General features: G+C 66.2%; 17 protein-coding genes and 1 tRNA gene. 5 read left to right on the plus strand and 13 right to left on the minus strand.

The features are described from left to right. Nucleotides 1-15: 15 nt before the first annotated feature. Nucleotides 16-1110: a fatty acid desaturase family protein gene (locus ASF14_RS00945; protein ID WP_056430250.1), complete on the minus strand. Its 1095-nt coding sequence runs from the start codon at nucleotides 1108-1110 to the stop codon at nucleotides 16-18. Between the two features lie 132 nt (nucleotides 1111-1242). On the opposite strand from ASF14_RS00945, the gene ASF14_RS00950 reads away from it, so the two are divergent. Beyond that, a complete protein-coding gene (locus ASF14_RS00950) occupies nucleotides 1243-2394 on the plus strand; it encodes a hypothetical protein (RefSeq protein WP_056430252.1) in 1152 nt (383 codons plus the stop codon). 49 nt (nucleotides 2395-2443) lie between these two features. On the opposite strand, the gene ASF14_RS00955 is transcribed toward ASF14_RS00950, so the two are convergent. After that, nucleotides 2444-2698 (minus strand): hypothetical protein, encoded by a 255-nt coding sequence (locus ASF14_RS00955; protein WP_056430255.1) that lies wholly within the window; start codon nucleotides 2696-2698, stop codon nucleotides 2444-2446. 23 nt (nucleotides 2699-2721) lie between these two features. After that, nucleotides 2722-2997, minus strand: coding sequence for a hypothetical protein (locus ASF14_RS00960; RefSeq protein WP_056430258.1), 276 nt, complete (start codon nucleotides 2995-2997; stop codon nucleotides 2722-2724). A gap of 553 nt (nucleotides 2998-3550) precedes the next feature. Here ASF14_RS00960 and ASF14_RS00965 point away from each other — a divergent pair. Then, nucleotides 3551-4204, plus strand: a complete 654-nt coding sequence (locus tag ASF14_RS00965; RefSeq protein WP_236696876.1) for a class I SAM-dependent methyltransferase — start codon at nucleotides 3551-3553, stop codon at nucleotides 4202-4204. Further along, nucleotides 4201-4824, plus strand: coding sequence for a hypothetical protein (locus ASF14_RS00970; RefSeq protein WP_056430265.1), 624 nt, complete (start codon nucleotides 4201-4203; stop codon nucleotides 4822-4824). The genes ASF14_RS00965 and ASF14_RS00970 overlap by 4 nt, the downstream gene beginning before the upstream one ends. A gap of 206 nt (nucleotides 4825-5030) precedes the next feature. On the opposite strand, the gene ASF14_RS00975 is transcribed toward ASF14_RS00970, so the two are convergent. Next, a complete protein-coding gene (locus tag ASF14_RS00975) occupies nucleotides 5031-6710 on the minus strand; it encodes an aminotransferase class III-fold pyridoxal phosphate-dependent enzyme (protein WP_056430268.1) in 1680 nt (559 codons plus the stop codon). Between the two features lie 38 nt (nucleotides 6711-6748). Between ASF14_RS00975 and asd the strand changes: the two genes are divergently transcribed. Beyond that, complete coding sequence (gene asd / locus ASF14_RS00980; protein ID WP_236696877.1) at nucleotides 6749-7606, plus strand: archaetidylserine decarboxylase; 858 nt, start codon at nucleotides 6749-6751, stop codon at nucleotides 7604-7606. Between the two features lie 33 nt (nucleotides 7607-7639). Here the strand turns inward: asd and ASF14_RS00985 are convergent, their stop codons facing one another. The 6 genes from ASF14_RS00985 to ASF14_RS01010 form a co-directional block, all read right to left on the minus strand. Further along, nucleotides 7640-9523: a methyl-accepting chemotaxis protein gene (locus ASF14_RS00985; RefSeq protein ID WP_330218770.1), complete on the minus strand. Its 1884-nt coding sequence runs from the start codon at nucleotides 9521-9523 to the stop codon at nucleotides 7640-7642. 142 nt (nucleotides 9524-9665) lie between these two features. Further along, a tRNA-Arg gene (locus ASF14_RS00990) sits at nucleotides 9666-9742 on the minus strand. 69 nt (nucleotides 9743-9811) lie between these two features. Next, nucleotides 9812-10243, minus strand: coding sequence for a DUF1178 family protein (locus tag ASF14_RS00995; protein WP_056430275.1), 432 nt, complete (start codon nucleotides 10241-10243; stop codon nucleotides 9812-9814). After that, the gene (locus ASF14_RS01000) at nucleotides 10240-11064 is read right to left on the minus strand and encodes a carbon-nitrogen hydrolase family protein (protein WP_056430278.1); all 825 of its coding nucleotides are present in this window, start codon (nucleotides 11062-11064) and stop codon (nucleotides 10240-10242) included. The genes ASF14_RS00995 and ASF14_RS01000 overlap by 4 nt, the downstream gene beginning before the upstream one ends. After that, nucleotides 11061-11318 carry a glutaredoxin 3 gene (gene grxC / locus ASF14_RS01005; protein WP_042486177.1) on the minus strand — a complete coding sequence of 86 codons (258 nt, stop codon included), beginning with the start codon at nucleotides 11316-11318 and terminating at the stop codon, nucleotides 11061-11063. The genes ASF14_RS01000 and grxC overlap by 4 nt, the downstream gene beginning before the upstream one ends. Before the next feature lie 31 nt (nucleotides 11319-11349). Beyond that, entirely contained in the window at nucleotides 11350-12174 is an 825-nt protein-coding gene (locus tag ASF14_RS01010; RefSeq protein ID WP_236696878.1) for a ComF family protein, read from the minus strand. Here ASF14_RS01010 and ASF14_RS01015 point away from each other — a divergent pair. Beyond that, nucleotides 12164-13006, plus strand: coding sequence for a class I SAM-dependent methyltransferase (locus ASF14_RS01015; RefSeq protein ID WP_201780515.1), 843 nt, complete (start codon nucleotides 12164-12166; stop codon nucleotides 13004-13006). The two genes, ASF14_RS01010 and ASF14_RS01015, sit on opposite strands and share 11 nt — an antisense overlap. Here ASF14_RS01015 and ASF14_RS01020 read toward each other — a convergent pair whose 3' ends face one another. The 3 genes from ASF14_RS01020 to ASF14_RS01030 form a co-directional block, all read right to left on the minus strand. Next, complete coding sequence (locus ASF14_RS01020; RefSeq protein ID WP_056430281.1) at nucleotides 13007-13393, minus strand: response regulator; 387 nt, start codon at nucleotides 13391-13393, stop codon at nucleotides 13007-13009. It abuts the gene before it with no gap. Nucleotides 13394-13459: 66 nt separating this feature from the next. Then, the gene (locus ASF14_RS01025) at nucleotides 13460-15874 is read right to left on the minus strand and encodes an ATP-binding protein (RefSeq protein WP_082442006.1); all 2415 of its coding nucleotides are present in this window, start codon (nucleotides 15872-15874) and stop codon (nucleotides 13460-13462) included. Then, nucleotides 15861-17174: an EAL domain-containing protein gene (locus tag ASF14_RS01030; RefSeq protein ID WP_236696879.1), complete on the minus strand. Its 1314-nt coding sequence runs from the start codon at nucleotides 17172-17174 to the stop codon at nucleotides 15861-15863. Before ASF14_RS01030 ends, ASF14_RS01025 begins: the two co-directional genes overlap by 14 nt. Nucleotides 17175-17307 lie beyond the last annotated feature (133 nt).

Here is a 17307-nt window from a genome sequence, read left to right on the forward strand (position 1 = left end):
CCCAGCGGGGAAAAATCACTTCCCCCGGCGGATCGAGCTCAGGCCGATCTTCGCGACCAGCCCCGGCAGGCCCTTGTAGCTCGCCTTGTGATAGGGCGATTCCGGCGTCAGCGCCGCGCTGATCCGGCGGTGCGCCTCGCCCAGCGAATGATAAGGGAGTGACGGCAGCAGGTGGTGCAGCGCGTGATAGCGCAATCCCACCGGCGCCCACAGGCCCGGCAACAGCGCGGGTGGCGGCACGTTGACCGAGTCCAGATACTGTGCGGTCACGGTCATCTGCTCGCCCTCATTCTCCCAGAGATGGGCGACGAGCGTGCGGACCTGGTTCAGCACGGCGACCGCCGAACCGATCGCAAAGCCGATCGCAAAACCGCGCACCGGGATCACGCCCGTAGCAACCATCGCGATCAGCGCGATCGCCCAGATCGAGGCGGCGGCATCGGTGCGGTTGAAGCGGACCAGCGCCTCGCCCTCGGGCATGCGGCGGCGGAACTGCGGGTTGATCGCCAGTGCCGAATAGCGCTCGACGACGATCTTGCGCAGGCCGGGGATGACCCAGGACAGCGGCGACAGGATGGCGAAACGGATCAGCAGCCCCAGCGGCGCCAGCGCCGACACCAGGATGAACACCGGCAGCGTCCACGGCTTCATCAGCGCCAGCGGCAGATATTCGGGATCATCCGCCGTGCCGTACCGCGTCTTGGCATGATGGAGGTTGTGCACCCCCTCATACATGAAGGCGGGCGTCAGCAGCGGCACGCCGACCAGCGCGTTCCAGCCTTCGCGGAAACGCGGCAGCGCCGAATGCTTCATATGGCTGACTTCGTGGATGAACAGCAAGGCGCGATAAAGCGCCAGCACCGCCACGACCGAGGCCACCACGACCACGCCCGTCGACGATGCCATGACCGCCACGGCCAGCGCCGCATAACCGACCAGTGCGCTGCCCACCATGTCGCCCCAGTACAGGCCGGGACGCGGCGCGATCAGGTCGCGGGTCAGCTCGGCGGCGGCGCGCAGCATCGCCTTGTCGTCCGCAATCGGGACACGCACGGAAGGGGCCGCTGCGACGGCCTGCGCACTCCGTTCAAAAGAAAGCGTCGATTCCATAGCTCTATCCTTTGCCCCCACATAGTGGCGACACGGTGGCATTCCCACGCCTTGCCATGACGGAATCCTCACTCGCTATGATCGACGCGGACGGTTAGGAACGATGGCAAAATCATTGCCGGACCGCACCCCATGACCGTTTCCATCCGCCCCATCTCTTCGAAGTCGGATCGCAAGATCTTCGTCGACTTCCCCTTTCGCCTTTACGCCGACGATCCCCACTGGGTTCCGCCGCTGAAGGGCGAGGCGCTGGGACTGATCACGCCGGAGAAGAATGGCTGGTACAGCCATGCCAAGGCGCAGCTGTTCCTGGCGGAGGAGAATGGCAAGGTCGTAGGCCGCATCTCGGCGCATCTCGACACGCTGGCGCTGGAGATGGAGCCGTCCAAGGGCTTCGGGCCGGGCGTCGGCTTCTGGGGCCTGATGGATGCGGTGAACCAGGACGTGTTCCGGGCGCTGCTCGCCGCCGCCGAGGGCTGGCTGCGCGAGCAGGGCATGACCCGTGCGATCGGCCCCGTCTCGCAATCGGTCTGGGAAGAGCCAGGTCTGCTGGTCCAGGGCTTCGACCAGGACCCGACGATCATGATGGGCCATGCGCGCCCCGAATATCAGGGCTGGATCGAGGCGGCCGGTTACGGCGTCGTCAAGCAGCTCTTCACCTATGAGCTGGACATCACGCAGGAATTTCCGCCCATCGTCCAGCGGATCATCAAGTCGGGCGAAAAGAACGAGCGCATTCGCGTGCGCGAGGTGAACAAGGCCAAGTTCGAGGAAGAGGCCGCGATCATCCTGAGCATCCTGAACGATGCCTGGTCGGATAACTGGGGCTTCATCCCCCTCACCCCGCCCGAGATCAAGGATGTCGGCGTCAAGCTGAAGCCGATCGTCTTCAACGACCTGATCCGCATCGCCGAGCTGGACGGCAAGCCTGTGGCGTTCATGATTACGCTCCCCGATCTGAACGAGGCGATCAAGCCGCTCAAGGGCAGCCTGCTCCCCTTCGGCTGGGCCAAGCTGCTGCTGTGGCTGCGCGCGCCCAAGGTGCGGACGATGCGCGTGCCGCTGATGGGCGTGGTCAAGGAGCTTCAGGCGTCGCGCATGGCAGGCCAGCTCGCCTTCATGATGATCGAATATATCCGCCAGGCCTCGGTCACCAAATATGGCGCGTCGCGCGGCGAGATCGGCTGGGTCCTCGACGACAATCAGGGGATGCGTTCGATCGCCGAGACCATCAAGAGCGACGTCAACAAGATCTACAACGTCTATTCACGCGATCTGGTCTGATCGCGCCGGGTGGGGCCGTCCTTGGAAAGGCGGCCCCTTTTCCCGTGCTTCACTTGGTGCGGCCGATATAGGTCAGCGGGTCGACACCGCGCCACAGCCATTGCTTGCGCGTCATGCAGACCTTGCCGCGCATGATATGGTCTTCCTCGACATTCAGGAAACAATAGCGGGTCGGCTTGGCGGCGGCCGTCGGCGCGGTCGGCAAGGCTGCGGTTTCGACGGCGGTGGCGGCGGGCCTGGCGGCTTCCTCGCGCGGCAACGGGGCAGCCAGGGCGGCAGCGGCGGCGAGCAGGGCGAACATCATGATGGGTCTCCGCTTTTCGAGGATCAGCGACGCGCGATGCGGCCGGTGGGGATCTGACCGTCCATCGCGATCCAGTCGTCGGCGGTGCGGCAGACCTTGATCGGCAGGTGCGAGCCGGTGATCTGCGCGACGACGCAGTAGCGCGTCGCCTTGGACGGCATGACCGAGGGCTCCGCACCACTCGTCGCGACGGCGACCGTGTTCAGCGTGACGGCGTTCGGCGTGATGGGCGCGGGCTCGACGGCCGGGCGGGCCGGAGCGGCGGACAGGGTCGATGCGATCAGCAGTGTCAGCAACATGGTGGTAACTCCCTTTATGCCGGATCACCCCGGCATGTGAGTTACTGCATTAGTCATGCCATACACATGAAACACCACTTTTCAATGGCTTAGCAATTTTTGCACCGGTGTGTAATGCCAATGCGTGGCAGAAAACGCCAAGCGAATGGCAAAACGCACCATGCGTTATGGCCTGCCGAAAAATCGGGTCATCCCGTGCCGCCATGGCCGTACGATGGGCCGCCGTCACCATTGGCGGATGGGCCCACCAACTCGGAACAGCCGAGTCGCAGCACCAAATATATTCAAATCAACCAAGTATAGAGGATCAGGGCATCCGCATTCCGCGGCATGCGTGCAGTTTAGATCAGGTCGCCGTCACAAGGAGACAGCACCTCTATGTTAACCTCTATCCAACATGTGCGACATATTCATGCACGAATGATGACATATTCGTTGCGCTATTGCGAAAATCTCGCAAGCGAAGCCTGATTTGTCGTGAAACTGTCACCGCCTGCTGCAAACAGGGATCGCATCGTCGTTCAACGGGATGCCCCTTTCGATGGCAACGCAGATGAGTACCGCCAGCGTCACCAAGGCCTATGATCGCTGGTCGCCTGTCTATGATCTGGTCTTCGGCCCCGTCTTCAAGAAAGGCCGTTCCGCCGCCATCGTCGCCGCCGAACGCATCGGCGGTCGCATCATCGAGGTGGGGGTCGGCACCGGCATTTCGCTGCCCCAATATTCGCGGGCGAACCGTATCGTCGGCGTCGACCTGTCCGAGCCGATGCTCGATAAGGCGCGCGAACGGGTGAAGCGCGGCAACCTCTCCCATGTCGAGCAGATCGCTTACGGCGATGCCGAGGCGCTGCAATTCGCCGACAACAGCTTCGACGTGGTGGTCGCGCAGTACGTCATCACCGCCGTACCGAACCCGGAAAAGGCGCTGGACGAGTTCGCCCGCATCTGTCGCCCCGGCGGCGAGATCGTGATCGCGACGCGGGTGGGTGCAGGCGATGGCCTGCGCGGCCGGATCGAAAAGACGTTGATGCCGATCACCAGCCGCCTGGGCTTCCGCACCGATTTTCCGTTCGAGCGCTACACCAATTGGGCGGCGACGCGCGGCGATGTGGAGCTGGTCGAAAGCCGCCCCCTGCCCCCGCTCGGCCATTTCTCGCTGGTCCGCTTCGCCAAGCGTCAGCCTTCCCTCCAAGGACATGTCCAATGACGGGTTTTCGCGCGCAGCTCGCCGAACAGCGGTGGGACGATCATCGTTATTATCATCACAGTCTGGTCAATCAGAGCCTGCACTTCGTCAGCGCCTGTACCTTCCTGACCGCCTATGTCCTGCTGTTCATCGACCCGGCGGTGGCCAGCCTGCTCGCCTGGGGCGTGGCGATGACCAGCCGCCAGGCGGGGCACTTCTTCTTCGAACCCAAGGGCTATGATCATGTGAACAAGGCGACGCATGAGCATAAGGAAGAGATCAAGGTCGGCTACAATCTGGCGCGCAAATATGTGCTGATGGCCATTTGGGGCGCGATCCCGGTCGTGCTGCTGATCCAGCCGACTTTGTTCGGCACGCTGGAATATCCGGACGGCTTCATGGGCTATTTGCGCCATGTCGGCATCGGCTGGCTGGGCCTGGGCGTCAGCGCAATCTTCGTGCGGGTGATGCAGCTCTGGGTCGCGCGCGATCTGGAGACCGGCCTGGTCTGGGCCACCAAGATCGTCACCGACCCGTTCAACGACTTCAAGATGTACAAGAGCGCGCCGCGCCGCCTGATGAAGGGCGAGCGGATGGATCATCACGATGTCGATGATTTCGAGGATTTGAAGGCAGCGTAACGCGCGGCTTTCGCTTTGACGGACAGGGCGGCGGTTCCAAAGAACTGCCGCCCATTTTGTATCCAGCCCTCTCCTCTTGCCGCTCCCCTCCCGCAGGCGGGAGGGGTTGGGGGAGGGCACGGAGTCTCACAGAGACCAACTCCCGTGGCCCTTGCCCCTCCCCACCCCCTCCCCTGCCGGGAGAGGGGCTTTTACGATGCGAGAGGTCAGCCCTTCCCCCGCCCCAACCTAACCGCCAGCGACTCCTTCAATATCCGCCGCCGGATCGCCTTGTTCGCCGCCTTCAACTCCTGCGGTGCATCGGGCGAGGTCCACCACCAGCCATCGTCACGCATCTGTTGTCCCGCTGCAACGAAGCGGTCGCAAATATCGGCGAACAGGGTGTCGTCGATGTCGAGGCTGAAGATCAGCCGCCCGGTCCCGACCCAGCTCAACGCCAAGCCGTGCGCCCGGAGATAATATTGCAGCATCCAGTTATAGGGCGAGGCGACCGAATAGAGGATGGTCCAGATCGTCTGGACATGCGCGACCGACAGAGGCAGTCCCGCCTCCGCCATCCGTGCGTTGAACATCGCGGCCCGCGTATTCCATCGCTCGTCCAGCCCGTCATACAAGGCGGCCACCTCAGGCGTTTCCAGCCGCTGGAGAAAGGCGTTCATCGCCCCCATCACCATGGGGTGCGAATTGAAGGTCCCGCGCGCAAAGCAGATGTCGACCGGGCGATCCTCGCGCCAGCGCTTCATCAGATGCGCCGGGCCGCACAGCACGCCGACCGGCAGGCCGCCGCCCAGCGTCTTGCCATAGGTGATCAGGTCGGGCTTCACCCCGAAATATTCGGGCATCCCACCCTTTGCCAGGCGGAAGCCCATGAACACCTCGTCGAAGATCAGGACGATGCCGTTCGCGCGGCAGGTCTCGGCCAGCCGGTGCAGCCATTCGCGATAGGCGGCCAGGTCCGCCCCCGCCTTGCGCCCGCCATCGACCAGTTGCCCGTCGGAGGGTGCCGAACCATTGGGATGCATCGCCTGGAGCGGGTTGACCAGCACGCAGGCGATGTCCTTGCGCGTCGCCAGTACCTTCAGCGTGCGCTCGGACATGTCGGCCAGCGTCAGCGTCCGGTCGGCGGGCACCGGGTTGCCGATGCCGGGCTGCACATCGCCCCACCAGCCATGATAGGCCCCTGCGAAGCGCACCAGGCGCGGACGCCTGGTGTGGTAACGTGCCAGCCGCACCGCCTGCATCACCGCCTCGGTGCCCGACATGTGGAACGACACCTCGTCCATGCCCGTCAGGGTCGTCAGGCGGCGGACATTGTCGGCGACGACCGGGTGGAAGGACCCCAGCACCCCGCCCAGATCGGCCACCATCGCCGCCCCCTCGGCCATGGTCCGTTTGTAGAAGCCGTTGCCGAACAGGTTGACGCCGTAGGAGCCGGTCAGGTCGATCAGCCGGTTGCCGTCCAGATCGACCAGCATCGGCCCTTCCGATCGCTGATAGAAGGCGCCCGTGGCCAGCGTCGTGCGCACCTTCTCGCGGAACTGGAACGGCACGCGGTACGCGCCGGTGAATTGCAGGTCGGAGAGGCCGCCGCGCGTCTCGCGGGTCAGCGCCAGCGTCTTCGCATAGCGTTCGGCGAAGAGCGCGCCCAACCGCTCGAACCCCGCGCGCCGCTGGTCGGCAATCGCGTGCGGCGCATCGTCGACGCGGAAGAAGCGGTCCTCGCCATAGCTGTAGAACGGGATCTGCCCGGCAATCCGCTTGGCCATGCGGACATGCCCGCCCAGCCCCGGATGCTTGGCGCGCGACAGGGTCAGCCGCCGATGCCCCTTCGTCAGGGCAACGGCACCGGCGGAAGCGGCCAGCAGGCCAGTGAGAATCGGGTTCATGCGGCCTTTGACCGCGTACCCATGACGGAGGCATGACAATGCGCGGACCCATCATGCGGTTCTTCCTGAACGAGGACATCAATTTCCTCGTCACCAACCGCCTGCCGCGTCGATTCGCGACGAAACTGGTCGGGTGGCTTGCCCGGATCGAGCATCCGCTGATCGCCAGGCCCAGCCTGGCGCTTTGGAAATTCTTCGCAGGCGTCGACCTGTCGGATGCGCGCACGACCCGGTTCAAATCCCTGCGCGACGGTTTCGTCCGCCCCTTGCGCGACGGCGCGCGCGTCTTCGACAGCGACCCCGATACCATCGCCTCCCCCTGCGACGCACTGGTCGGCGCACATGGCCGGATCGAGGGCGACCGGCTCTATCAGGTAAAGGGCTTCCCCTATACGCTGGGTGACCTGATCCCCGATCCCGAACTAGTGGAGCGTTTCCGCGATGGATCCTTCCTGACCCTGCGGCTGACGGCCGGCATGTATCATCGTTTCCATGCGCCGACGGATATCGTGGTGGAGGGCGTGACCTATCTGTCGGGCGACTGCTGGAACGTGAATCCGATCGCGTTGAAACGGGTCGAGCGCCTGTTCTGCCGCAACGAACGCGCGGTGATCGAGGCGCGGATGTTGATCTCGGGCCAGCCGCTGCTGATCGTGCCGGTCGCGGCGATCCTGGTGGCGAGCATCCGCCTCCACTGCCTGGATACCGTTGCGACACTCCGCGACCACGGCCCCGGCCGCACCGCCTGTTCCGCCCGCATCGGCAAGGGAGAGGAAATGGGCTGGTTCGAGCATGGCTCGACCATCATCCTGTTCCTGCCCAGGGGCATGACACTGGCGGGATCGCTGGTCGAGGGACAAGCGATCCGCGCCGGGACGATCGTCGGGCAATTGTAACGAACAGGCTTTGCCGCCCCCCCTTTGGGGGGATCAGAATTCCGACCAGTCGCCGTCGTCGACCACGACCGCCGCGGCGGCACTCGATGCGCGGGCGACGCGCGGAGCGGGGGCGATGCGGGGAGTCGCCTGCGCCACCCGGGCCTGAAGCTGGTGGACCGGCGAGTGATGGACCACCGGCGCCGGAGCCCGCGCGACCATGCCGCCGTCGATCAGGCGGAAGCGGCCGACCTCGCGGGTCATGTGGCCGGTTTCCTCGGACAGGCTGCGAGCAGCGGCGGTCGCCTGTTCGACCATCGCGGCATTCTGCTGGGTCACGCCGTCCATCTCGGCGACGGCGGTGTTCACCTGCTGCAGGCCGGTCGCCTGCTGCGCCGCGGCCGAGGCGATGTCGGAGACGAGCGCGTTGATCTCGCCGATCCGCCCGGTGATGCGGGTCAGCGCATTGCCCGCCTGCGCGACCAGTTGCACCCCGGTATCGACCTGCTGGGTCGAAGCGGTGATCCGCTCCTTCACGTCCTTGGCCGCGTCGGCCGAACGCTGCGCCAGCGCCCGCACCTCGGAGGCGACGACCGCGAAGCCCTTGCCCGCGTCACCGGCGCGCGCGGCTTCGACACCGGCGTTCAGCGCCAGCAAATTGGTCTGGAAGGCGATGCCGTCGATTACCGCGATGATCTCGCTGATCTCATGCGACGAGCGTTCGATGCCATGCATCGCCTCGACGGCCTTACGCACCACGTCCGTGGACTGGTCGGCATCGGTACGGGTTTCGGTGACCGCCTGATTGGCGCGCTTGGCGTTTTCCGCCGTCTCGCGCACCGTCTCGGTGATCTCGTGCATCGCGGCGGCGGTTTCCTCCAGGCTGGCCGCCTGCTGCTCGGTGCGGTGCGACAGGTCGTCCGACGCCTCGCGGATGTCGGCGGCGCCGTTGGTGATCCCCTGCGCGCTAGCGTTCACGGCGGTCAGCGTGGCGGACACCGAGTCCATCGCGTTGTTGAAATCCTGCTTCAGCTTTGCGAACGGCCCGGTCAGGTCCGCCTCGATCCGCTTGGTCAGGTCGCCCTGCGCCAGCGCGTCGAGGCCGCTGCCGATGCTGCTGACGATCAGGCTGGTCTGTTCGGCCTTGGCGCGCTCCGCCCCGACAAGCTGGTCGCGAAACGAGACCATCGCGTCGGCCAACTGGCCCACTTCGTCGCGACGCGGTTCGACCTCCAGTCTGGTGTTCAGATCCCCCGCCGCCAGCCGCCGCATCGCGGTGGTCATCGCCGCCAGCGGATTGGCGATACCGCGGATCAGGGTCATCAGCAGATAGGCCGTCAGGGCGAGCACCAGCACCGAAATGGCGATCGAGGCATTACGCGACCAGATATAGTCCTGATTCGCCTCGTTCATTTCCTTGTCCATCAAAGCGACCTGAATGTCGGTCATGATGGAGGCGTCCTTGTTCGCCGTATCATACATACGCTTGCTGGCCCGGAAACTGGCCAGCGCCTCCGTATTCAGATTCTGACGGCCGAGATCGATCGTCTTGCGCGACTGCTGCTCGAACTGACCCCAATGGTCTCGAAAGCTGCGGAATTGTTCGATCGCCTTGGGCGATGACAAAGCCCGGTCCAGAAAGGCTTCGCTCTTGGCGATCATCTGCGACCGTTCCTGAAGGTCGCGATAGGCGGCGTCGATCTGATCGGGTTCGGTCGAAAGAACGACCGTCGCCTCGGAGACGCGGTAGTCGGACGTCGCGGTGTTGATCTGCGAAATGGCGACCAGCTTGTCGCGGCGAACGCGCCCCAGATTCTCGGCTACGCTGTTCAGATGCTGCTGGCTCATGATGGACAGCACCATCGTGACGACCAGGGCGGTGGCAAGGATGCCGAACGCCACGAACAATTTGCCGCTGATCTTGAGGTTTTTCATCATGCACCACCCGGAATATGAGGCGGTTATCGCATCGACCTCTTAAGATCGCGTTTCATGGCATGATTGTCGATTGACTTGCCGGAAAGCCGTTTCGCAATCGTTATGATTGCCGATTTTTCACGGACGCGGCCGACATCTTGCATGGTGACCCCGACTGGATTCGAACCAGTGGCCCTCAGATTAGGAATCTGATGCTCTATCCTGCTGAGCTACGGGGCCCCATGCAGGCCGGGTGATACAGGCGGGGCGCGGCGTGGTCCAGAGCGGTTTGACGGGCACGATGGCCGGTCAGTTGGCGAGCTTGGGCGGCACCACGGGCAAGGGCAAGGGGGCGACCGGCACCCCCTCTTCGATCAGCGCCTTGGCCTCTGCCAAGCTAGCCTGACCGTGAATCTGCGTCACGGGCGCCTCGCCCTCATGCATGGCGCGTGCCTTCTCGGCAAAGGCACCGCCGACCCAGGTGGAGGTCTCCAGCATCTTCGCCTGCGCCTGGGCGAGATGTTCGAGCGCAGCCTTCATCGCCTGCGGGCTGGGCAGATCGGGCTTGCTGTTGCCCTTGGCGGCGATCTGCGGCGCCATCACCGCCTTCTCGATGCTGCGGTCGCCGCAGAGCGGGCACTCGACCAGCGCCTTGTCGCGCTGTTCGGCATAGGCGGTCGAGGAGGCGAACCAGACCTCGAACACATGGCCGCCCGCACAGCGCAGATCGAAGACGATCATGCCACCACCACCGGCGGAATGTCACGGCGATGGCGGATGGCGGGCAGGCGTTCGCGCACCGATTCGACCAGCGCCGGATCGATCTCGGCAAAGCGCAGCCCCGCCGCCTCGCCCATGTCGAGCAGCACCTCGCCCCAGGGGCCGACGACCAGCGAATGGCCATAGGTGGCGCGGCCGTCCTGATGCTCGCCGGTCTGGGCGGCGGCGACCAGATGCACCCCCGCCTCGATCGCGCGGGCGCGGAGCAGCACATGCCAGTGCGCCGCGCCGGTCGGCCGGGTAAAGGCGGCGGGCACCGACAGGATCGTCGCCCCCGCCTCGGTCAGTGCGGCGAACAGCGCCGGGAAACGCAGGTCGTAACAAATGGCAAGGCCCAGACGACCGACCGGCGTATCGACCACCACGGCCTGCTCGCCCGGCGCATAGGATGCCGATTCGCGCCAGCTTTCGCCGCTGGGCAGGTCGACGTCGAACAGGTGCATCTTGTCATAGCGGGCGCGGATGTCGCCACGCTCGTCGATGACATAGCCGCGATTGGCCAACCGCCCGTCCGCTTGCCGCACCGCCAGCGAGCCGAGATGGACCCACAGGCCATGCGCCGCCGCCGCCGCGCGCACGCGGGCAAGCACCGGATCTTCGCCTTCCGACACCAGATGCGCCGCCGCCCGCGCACGATCGCGGTCGATCAGCCCGGACATCTCCGGCGTGAACAGCATCGCCGCGCCTTTCGCCGCCGCCTCGGCGATGGCACGCTCCAGAACCCCGGCATTGGCGGCGGGATCGATCCCCGCCGTCATCTGCAACACCGCGATTTTGGTCATGCCGCCAGAAGCGGGTCGAGCCCTCCGCGCTTGTCCAGCGCCGCCAGATCGTCCGAGCCGCCGATATGCTGTCCGTCGATAAAGACCTGCGGCACGGTGGTGCGACCGTTCGCGCGCTGGATCATCTCGGCACGCTGGGGCCCGCCCATGCTGATGTCATATTCCTGGGGCTCGACGCCCTTGGAGGCGAGCAGCGCCTTGGCCCGCGTGCAATAGGGGCAGAACGCCTTGGTGTAGATTTCGACCTTTGCCATGTCCTTCAGGTGTGTCGCGCGACGCCGCTTGTCAATCGCCCGCCCCTTCGATGACCCGCGCCCAGCACAGGATCGCCACCGATGCCGCCCCCGCCGCCAGCAACACCCGGACGCAGGCCCCGGCCGTCGCGCCGGTGGTATAGACATCGTCGACCAGCACGACATGCCGCCCCTTGACCGCCGCTGGGTCGGTGACGCGAAACGCCGCCGTCACCGCCGCGCGCCGCTGTTTGGGGGACAGTCCGCGCAACAGCGGCGTCGCGCGTACCCGCTGGAGGACCTGCCGCGCCATCGGCACCCCGCTGCGCCGCGACACGCCCTCGCCAATCAGCACCGCCTGGTTGAAGCCGCGCCGCCACAAGCGCCAACGGTGAAGCGGAACGGGGATCAGCAGGTTCGCCCCCGGCGGCATCCGCCGCGCCATCGGTCCCGCCATCGTCTCGGCCACACCGATCCGCCCGCCATGTTTCAGCCGGATCGGCAGTTCGCGCGCGATGGGGCCGTAGGCGACGGCCGCGTGGACGCCCGCATGACGCGGCGGATCCGCCAGACATGCCCCGCATCGCCCCGTCAGCCCGCCCAGCGGCATTCCGCAACCCGTACAGCCCAGCGTGTCCAGGAACCGCAACTGCCCCCAGCACGGCCCGCAGAAACGATGATCCGCCTCGACCGGCTCGGCACAGCCCGGGCAGCGCGGCGGCAAGGCCCAGTGCGCCAGGGCCAGCAGCGGGGCGGCGAGCACGGCGCGGCCCCGCTCCATCGCAAATCCGGTCTGTTTCGATCCCGCCCCCATCGGCTGTGCCTTGTCCCCGATCGCGCGAGCGCGCACAAGTGCGCGGGTGAGCATGTCCACCATCTTCGACCGTCGCGCCCGCCGCCTGCGCCGCGACCGTGCCCAGCCCGATTTCGCCGAGCATGATTTCCTGCGCGCCGCGATGCTCGACGGGCTTGCCGAGCGCCTGGATGCCGTCACCCGGCCATTCCACGACATATTGGACCTGGGCTGTTTCGACGGCGGCTTCCCGCCCCCGCCGGGGGCGCGGGTGGCGCGGCTGGACCCCGGCTTCGCCTTTGCCCGCGCTGCGCGGGGCGTGCAGGGCGACGAGGACCGCCTGCCCTTCGCCGATCGCAGTTTCGACCTGGTGGTGAGTGCCGGCGTGCTCGACCAGATCGACGACCTGCCCGGCGCGCTGACGCTGATCCGCCGGGTACTGCGCCCCGATGGCCTGTTCCTGGGCGCGTTCGTCGGCGGCGGATCGCTGCCCCGCCTGCGCGCGGCGCTGCGCGTCGCCGAGTCGGAGCGGCCGGTCGCGCGGCTCCATCCGCAGGTCGATGTGCGGTCGGCCGGTGACCTGTTGATGCGTGCGGGCTTCACACTGCCGGTCGCGGATATCGAGACGCTGGCGGTCCGCTATCGCGATTTCGGGCGGCTGCTGGGCGATCTGCGCGGCATGGGAGCGAGCAACCTGCTGGCCGAGCGGCGTTCGATCGGGCGGGACGCGCTGGCGGCGGCGGCGGCGGCCTTTGCCGAGATGGCCGATCCCGATGGCCGCGTGGCCGAACAGTTCAACCTGGTCTTCCTGACCGGCTGGGCACCCGACCCGTCGCAGCCGGTGCCCGCCAAGCGCGGCAGCGCGACCGCGTCGCTGGCCGAGGCGCTGAAGCCCAAGCCCGAGGCGGGCAAATGATCAGCCGATGATCGCGCCGCGATCCCCCGCCAGGATACGGCCCATCGCCTCGAACAGCTGATCCATCGCGACCGGCTTCACGATCACGTCGTCGGCCCCCGCGCTCAGGCAGCGTTCGCGCAGGTCGACGCCGCTGTCGGCGGTCACCACGATGATCGGCACCTCGGCCTTCTGGTCGCCCCGCGCGCGGATGTGGCGAATGGCGGTGATGCCGTCCATGCCCGGCATGCGCAGGTCGATCAGGATCATGTGATAGTGATCGCGGTCGATCATCTCCAGGCCAAGCTCGGCATTCTCCGCCTCCGCCATGCTCGCGCCTGCCACGTCCAGCATGTCGCGCACGACGCGGCGATTCATCCGGTCGTCCTCGATGAAAAGGACGTTCATCCCCGTCCCCTTCGCCCGTCCCGCCGGATCGCATATGTCATCGCGGTCATTATGGCGCCCTAACGATCATGCCGCTTGCGTTACAAGGGGTTGGGCGGCGGTTTGCGGTGAGGTGTTGAACATCTTCCGCATCAGCTCGGCCCCCGTGATCGGCTTGACGATGATTTCGATCAATCCCTCATCAAGGAACTCGTTCCCCTCCATCGGTTCCGTTTCCGGCCACAACAGGCGGACGGGCATAGGGCGGTCGCTGGCGGTCACGATCCGGGCCAGGGCGGCGATGACGCCCTCATCCCGGATCGCGCTGTCGTCGATCAGCATCTGCGTGACGCCGCCGTCACTCAGCCGACACGCGGCCTCCCCGGCGGTTGCGGCAAAGGCGACCTGCGCGTGCGGCGCGCACAATTGCTTCCACATGGCGCGGCGGATCGGGTTGCGGTCGAGGATCAGGACCAGTGGACGCTCCGGCCGGGCCGCAGACTCGACCTCGGTCAGCGGCACGGTCAGCATGAAGCGCGATCCCCGGCCCTGCTCGCTCTCCACCGTCACGTCGCCGCCCATGGCGCGCGCCAGCCGTCGACAGATCGCCAGCCCCAGCCCGGTGCCGCCGAACTGGCGGGTAGTGCTGGCATCGGCCTGGCGGAACGCCTCGAATATCTCCTCCAGCTTGTGCGGCGGGATGCCGATGCCCGAGTCGATGACGCTGACCGACACCCCGTCCGCGTCCCGACGCGCGACCAGTCGGACCTGCCCGGTGCTGGTGAATTTCAGGGCATTGGACAAAAGGTTGAACACGATCTGCCGGATACGCGCCGGGTCGCCCACCACCGTGGCGGGGCAATCGTCCAGATCGACCGCGAAGCCGATCGCCTTGGCCGCCGCCTGCCCCTCGAACAGGCGGGAGGCGTCGCGGATCGTGATCGCCAGATCGAAGGGCGTATGCTCCAGCGTCAGCTTGCCGCGCTCGATCTTGGCGACGTCGAGCAGATCGTCGACCAGCGCACGCATGGTCAGCCCGGCGCCGTGCATCACCTCCACCCGCTCGCGCTGTTCGCTGGCCAGCGCGGCATCGGCCAGCATGACCTGCGTCATGCCCAATATGCCGTTCAGGGGAGTGCGAATCTCGTGGCTGGTCGTCGCCAGGAACTCGGTCTTGACCGCCAGCGCCTTTTCCAGCTGATCGTTGGTCACGGCCAGTTCGCCATGCGCGGCGCGGATGCGGTTGCGGCTGCGGCCCAGCGTCACCAGCCAGATGCCGAGCAGCGCCAAGACCACGATGATGCCCGCGACCGAGCCGATCAGGATGAAACGCTCGGTCCGCAACTGCGCCCGCTCGAACGCGATGTTGCGCTGGAGGTCCGCCGCCTTCATCCGCGCGATGCGCAGCTCCTGATTGGCGAAGTCGAAGCGCGCGCCCATCAGGGCGAGGTTGGTCGAGGTCGCGAGCCGTGTCGATTCGTCGTCGATCCGCTTCAGCGCCTGCAAATGGCGCAGTGCATCGGCGGTCCGCCCGACCGCCTGATAGATGCGATAGGCACTCTGATGCGCATCGCGCTGCGCCACCGGGGTTTCCGTGAGATCGACGCTTTCAAAGCTATGATCGATCAGCCGCGCCGCATCGGCCGCCCGCCCCCGCTGGAACGCGGCCTGAGCGGCAATCGCATCCAGGGCGCGTTGGTCGGACGGGTCGGCGCGCCGGGCACGGGCGATAGCCCCCTCCCCCGCCGCGACATGGCCCCGGCGCAATTCCGAGCGCGCCATGTTGCGCCAGACCTGTGCGAGCAATGTCGGACTGTCCATCTTACGGGCCAGGCTCGCCGCTTCGCGAAGCTGGTCCAGGGCATCGTCGATCCGTCCCAATTCGCTCAGCGTGACCGAGCGGTTGTTCAGGATGACCATGCGCAGCGCGTCGTCGCCGCGATAGATGGCACGCGCCTGCTCCAGATAGCGCAACGCCGAGACATAATCCTTTGCGTCGAGATAGAGATTGGCGATCTGGACCAGCGCCCGCGCCTGTCCGCGCATGTCGTTCAGATGCTGGAAGATGCGAAAGGCGGCCTGATAGGTGCTCAGCGCGTCGGCGATCCGGCCGCCATCGGTGTCCAGCCCCCCGGCGGACAGCAGGAGATTGCCGTAAAGGTCGGATTGCGGCGCCCTTTGCCGGGCCGTGCGCAACGCACCGGCGATGGCGGCCTTTGCCGCCTCATGCTGCCCGAGGCGGCTGGCCCCCTCGCCACGCAGCCAGTCGGCCGTGGCGAGTGCCAGCGATCGCTGCCCCGGATCGCCGATGCCATGGGCCAGCAGGCGTGCTCGTTCGGCCTCCTGCATGGCGCGCGCCGGATCGCGCAGCATCTCGGCCTTGGCCGTATCGACCGCCCGGTCGAAGGCGGGCTGAAGGGCGGTTGCGTTGCTCTGGCCACGGACCTCCGCCGCCGCCACCAGCAATCCGGCAATGACCAGCGCGATCCTAAGCGCGCGCACGGGTCACCAACCGGGCCAACGGCGTCGGCCGGGCCAGTTCCGTCACAGCCTGATGCGCCTGTTCGTCCAGGAAGTGGATCAACGCCTCCAGCCCGATCGGACGACTGATCAGGTAACCCTGGATCATGTCGCACCCCATGACGCTGAGCAGCGCCAGCGTCGCGGGCGTCTCCACCCCCTCGGCGACCACTTCCATCTCCAGCGCATGGGCCAGATCGATCGTCGAGCGCACGATCAGCGGGTCACGGTTGCTGCTGGTCAATTGCGTGATGAACAGCTTGTCGATCTTCAGCTCGCACGCCGGAAGCTGCTTCAGATACGACAGCGAGGAAAGCCCCGCGCCGTAATCGTCGATGGCCACCGCGATGCCCATGTCGACAAAGGCCTGGAGATTGGCCATCGCGCTGTCGGGATCGCGAATGACCGAGGTCTCGGTGATCTCGAATCCGATGCATGCGCCGCTGTCGAGGACGAGCGCACAGGCCTCGCGCACGAAATGCGGGTCGCCCAGCAACATGCCCGAGATATTGATGAAGATGCGAAGCGGGTGGCCCGCCGCCGCCAGACGACGCTGGTCGGCGATGACGTGACGCAGGATCCACAGGGTCAGCGGGCCGATGATCCGCGATTCTTCGGCGACCGGGATGAATTCGACCGGGCTGATCAGGCCATAGCTGGGGTGCCGCCAGCGCAGCAGCGCCTCGACGCTTGCGACCCGCTGTTGGCGGACATGCACCTTGGGCTGATATTCGACGAACAGCGCGTCCCTGGCGATGGCGCCGGTCAGTTCATGCGCCAGTGCGATGCGGTCGAGCCGTCCGGTGGGGACCGCCATTTCACGCACGACCAATCGCCCCTCGACCTGCGCATCGGCCAAGGCCTGCTCCGCCTCTTCGAGCAGGCGGATATCGTCGTCATGCGGCACGGCGGCGACGGCGGCGCCCAGCACGGGTTCGATTCGACATTCGCCATCCGGCAGCGCGAAGGGATGCCCCAGTACCTCGGAAAGCGTCACCAGATGCGAATCCAGCGACTCGCGGGTCTCGGCGCGGACCATGACCTCGACCTGGGCGGGGGCCGTCGGTCGGGCGATCGCGTCGGGGACATATTGGGCGACCCGCTCGGCAACCGCCTCGACCAGCGTGGCGCTCAGTGTGCGGCCCAATTGGCGGCGCAGCAGGGTGAAGTTGCCGATGCCGATCAGCACCAGCGATTGCCACTGGGAATCGCCATGGGCGGCGGCGGGCACCGTGGTGGACGGAGACGCGTCAGGCGCGGCGGACGGAGGGCCGTTCTTCACGCCCGCGACACTAGGGTCGGGGATTAAACAAGGCGTTAACCCCGTTAGCCCCGCCAATCCAACTATTTGTCCGTTCGTCGCTTACCCATTGCTTAATGGTTAATGCCGAATTAACCATCTCAGGGCACTCAAA

It is taken from the genome of Sphingomonas sp. Leaf257 (assembly GCF_001422185.1).
Classification (GTDB): Bacteria; Pseudomonadota; Alphaproteobacteria; order Sphingomonadales; family Sphingomonadaceae; genus Sphingomonas; species Sphingomonas yabuuchiae.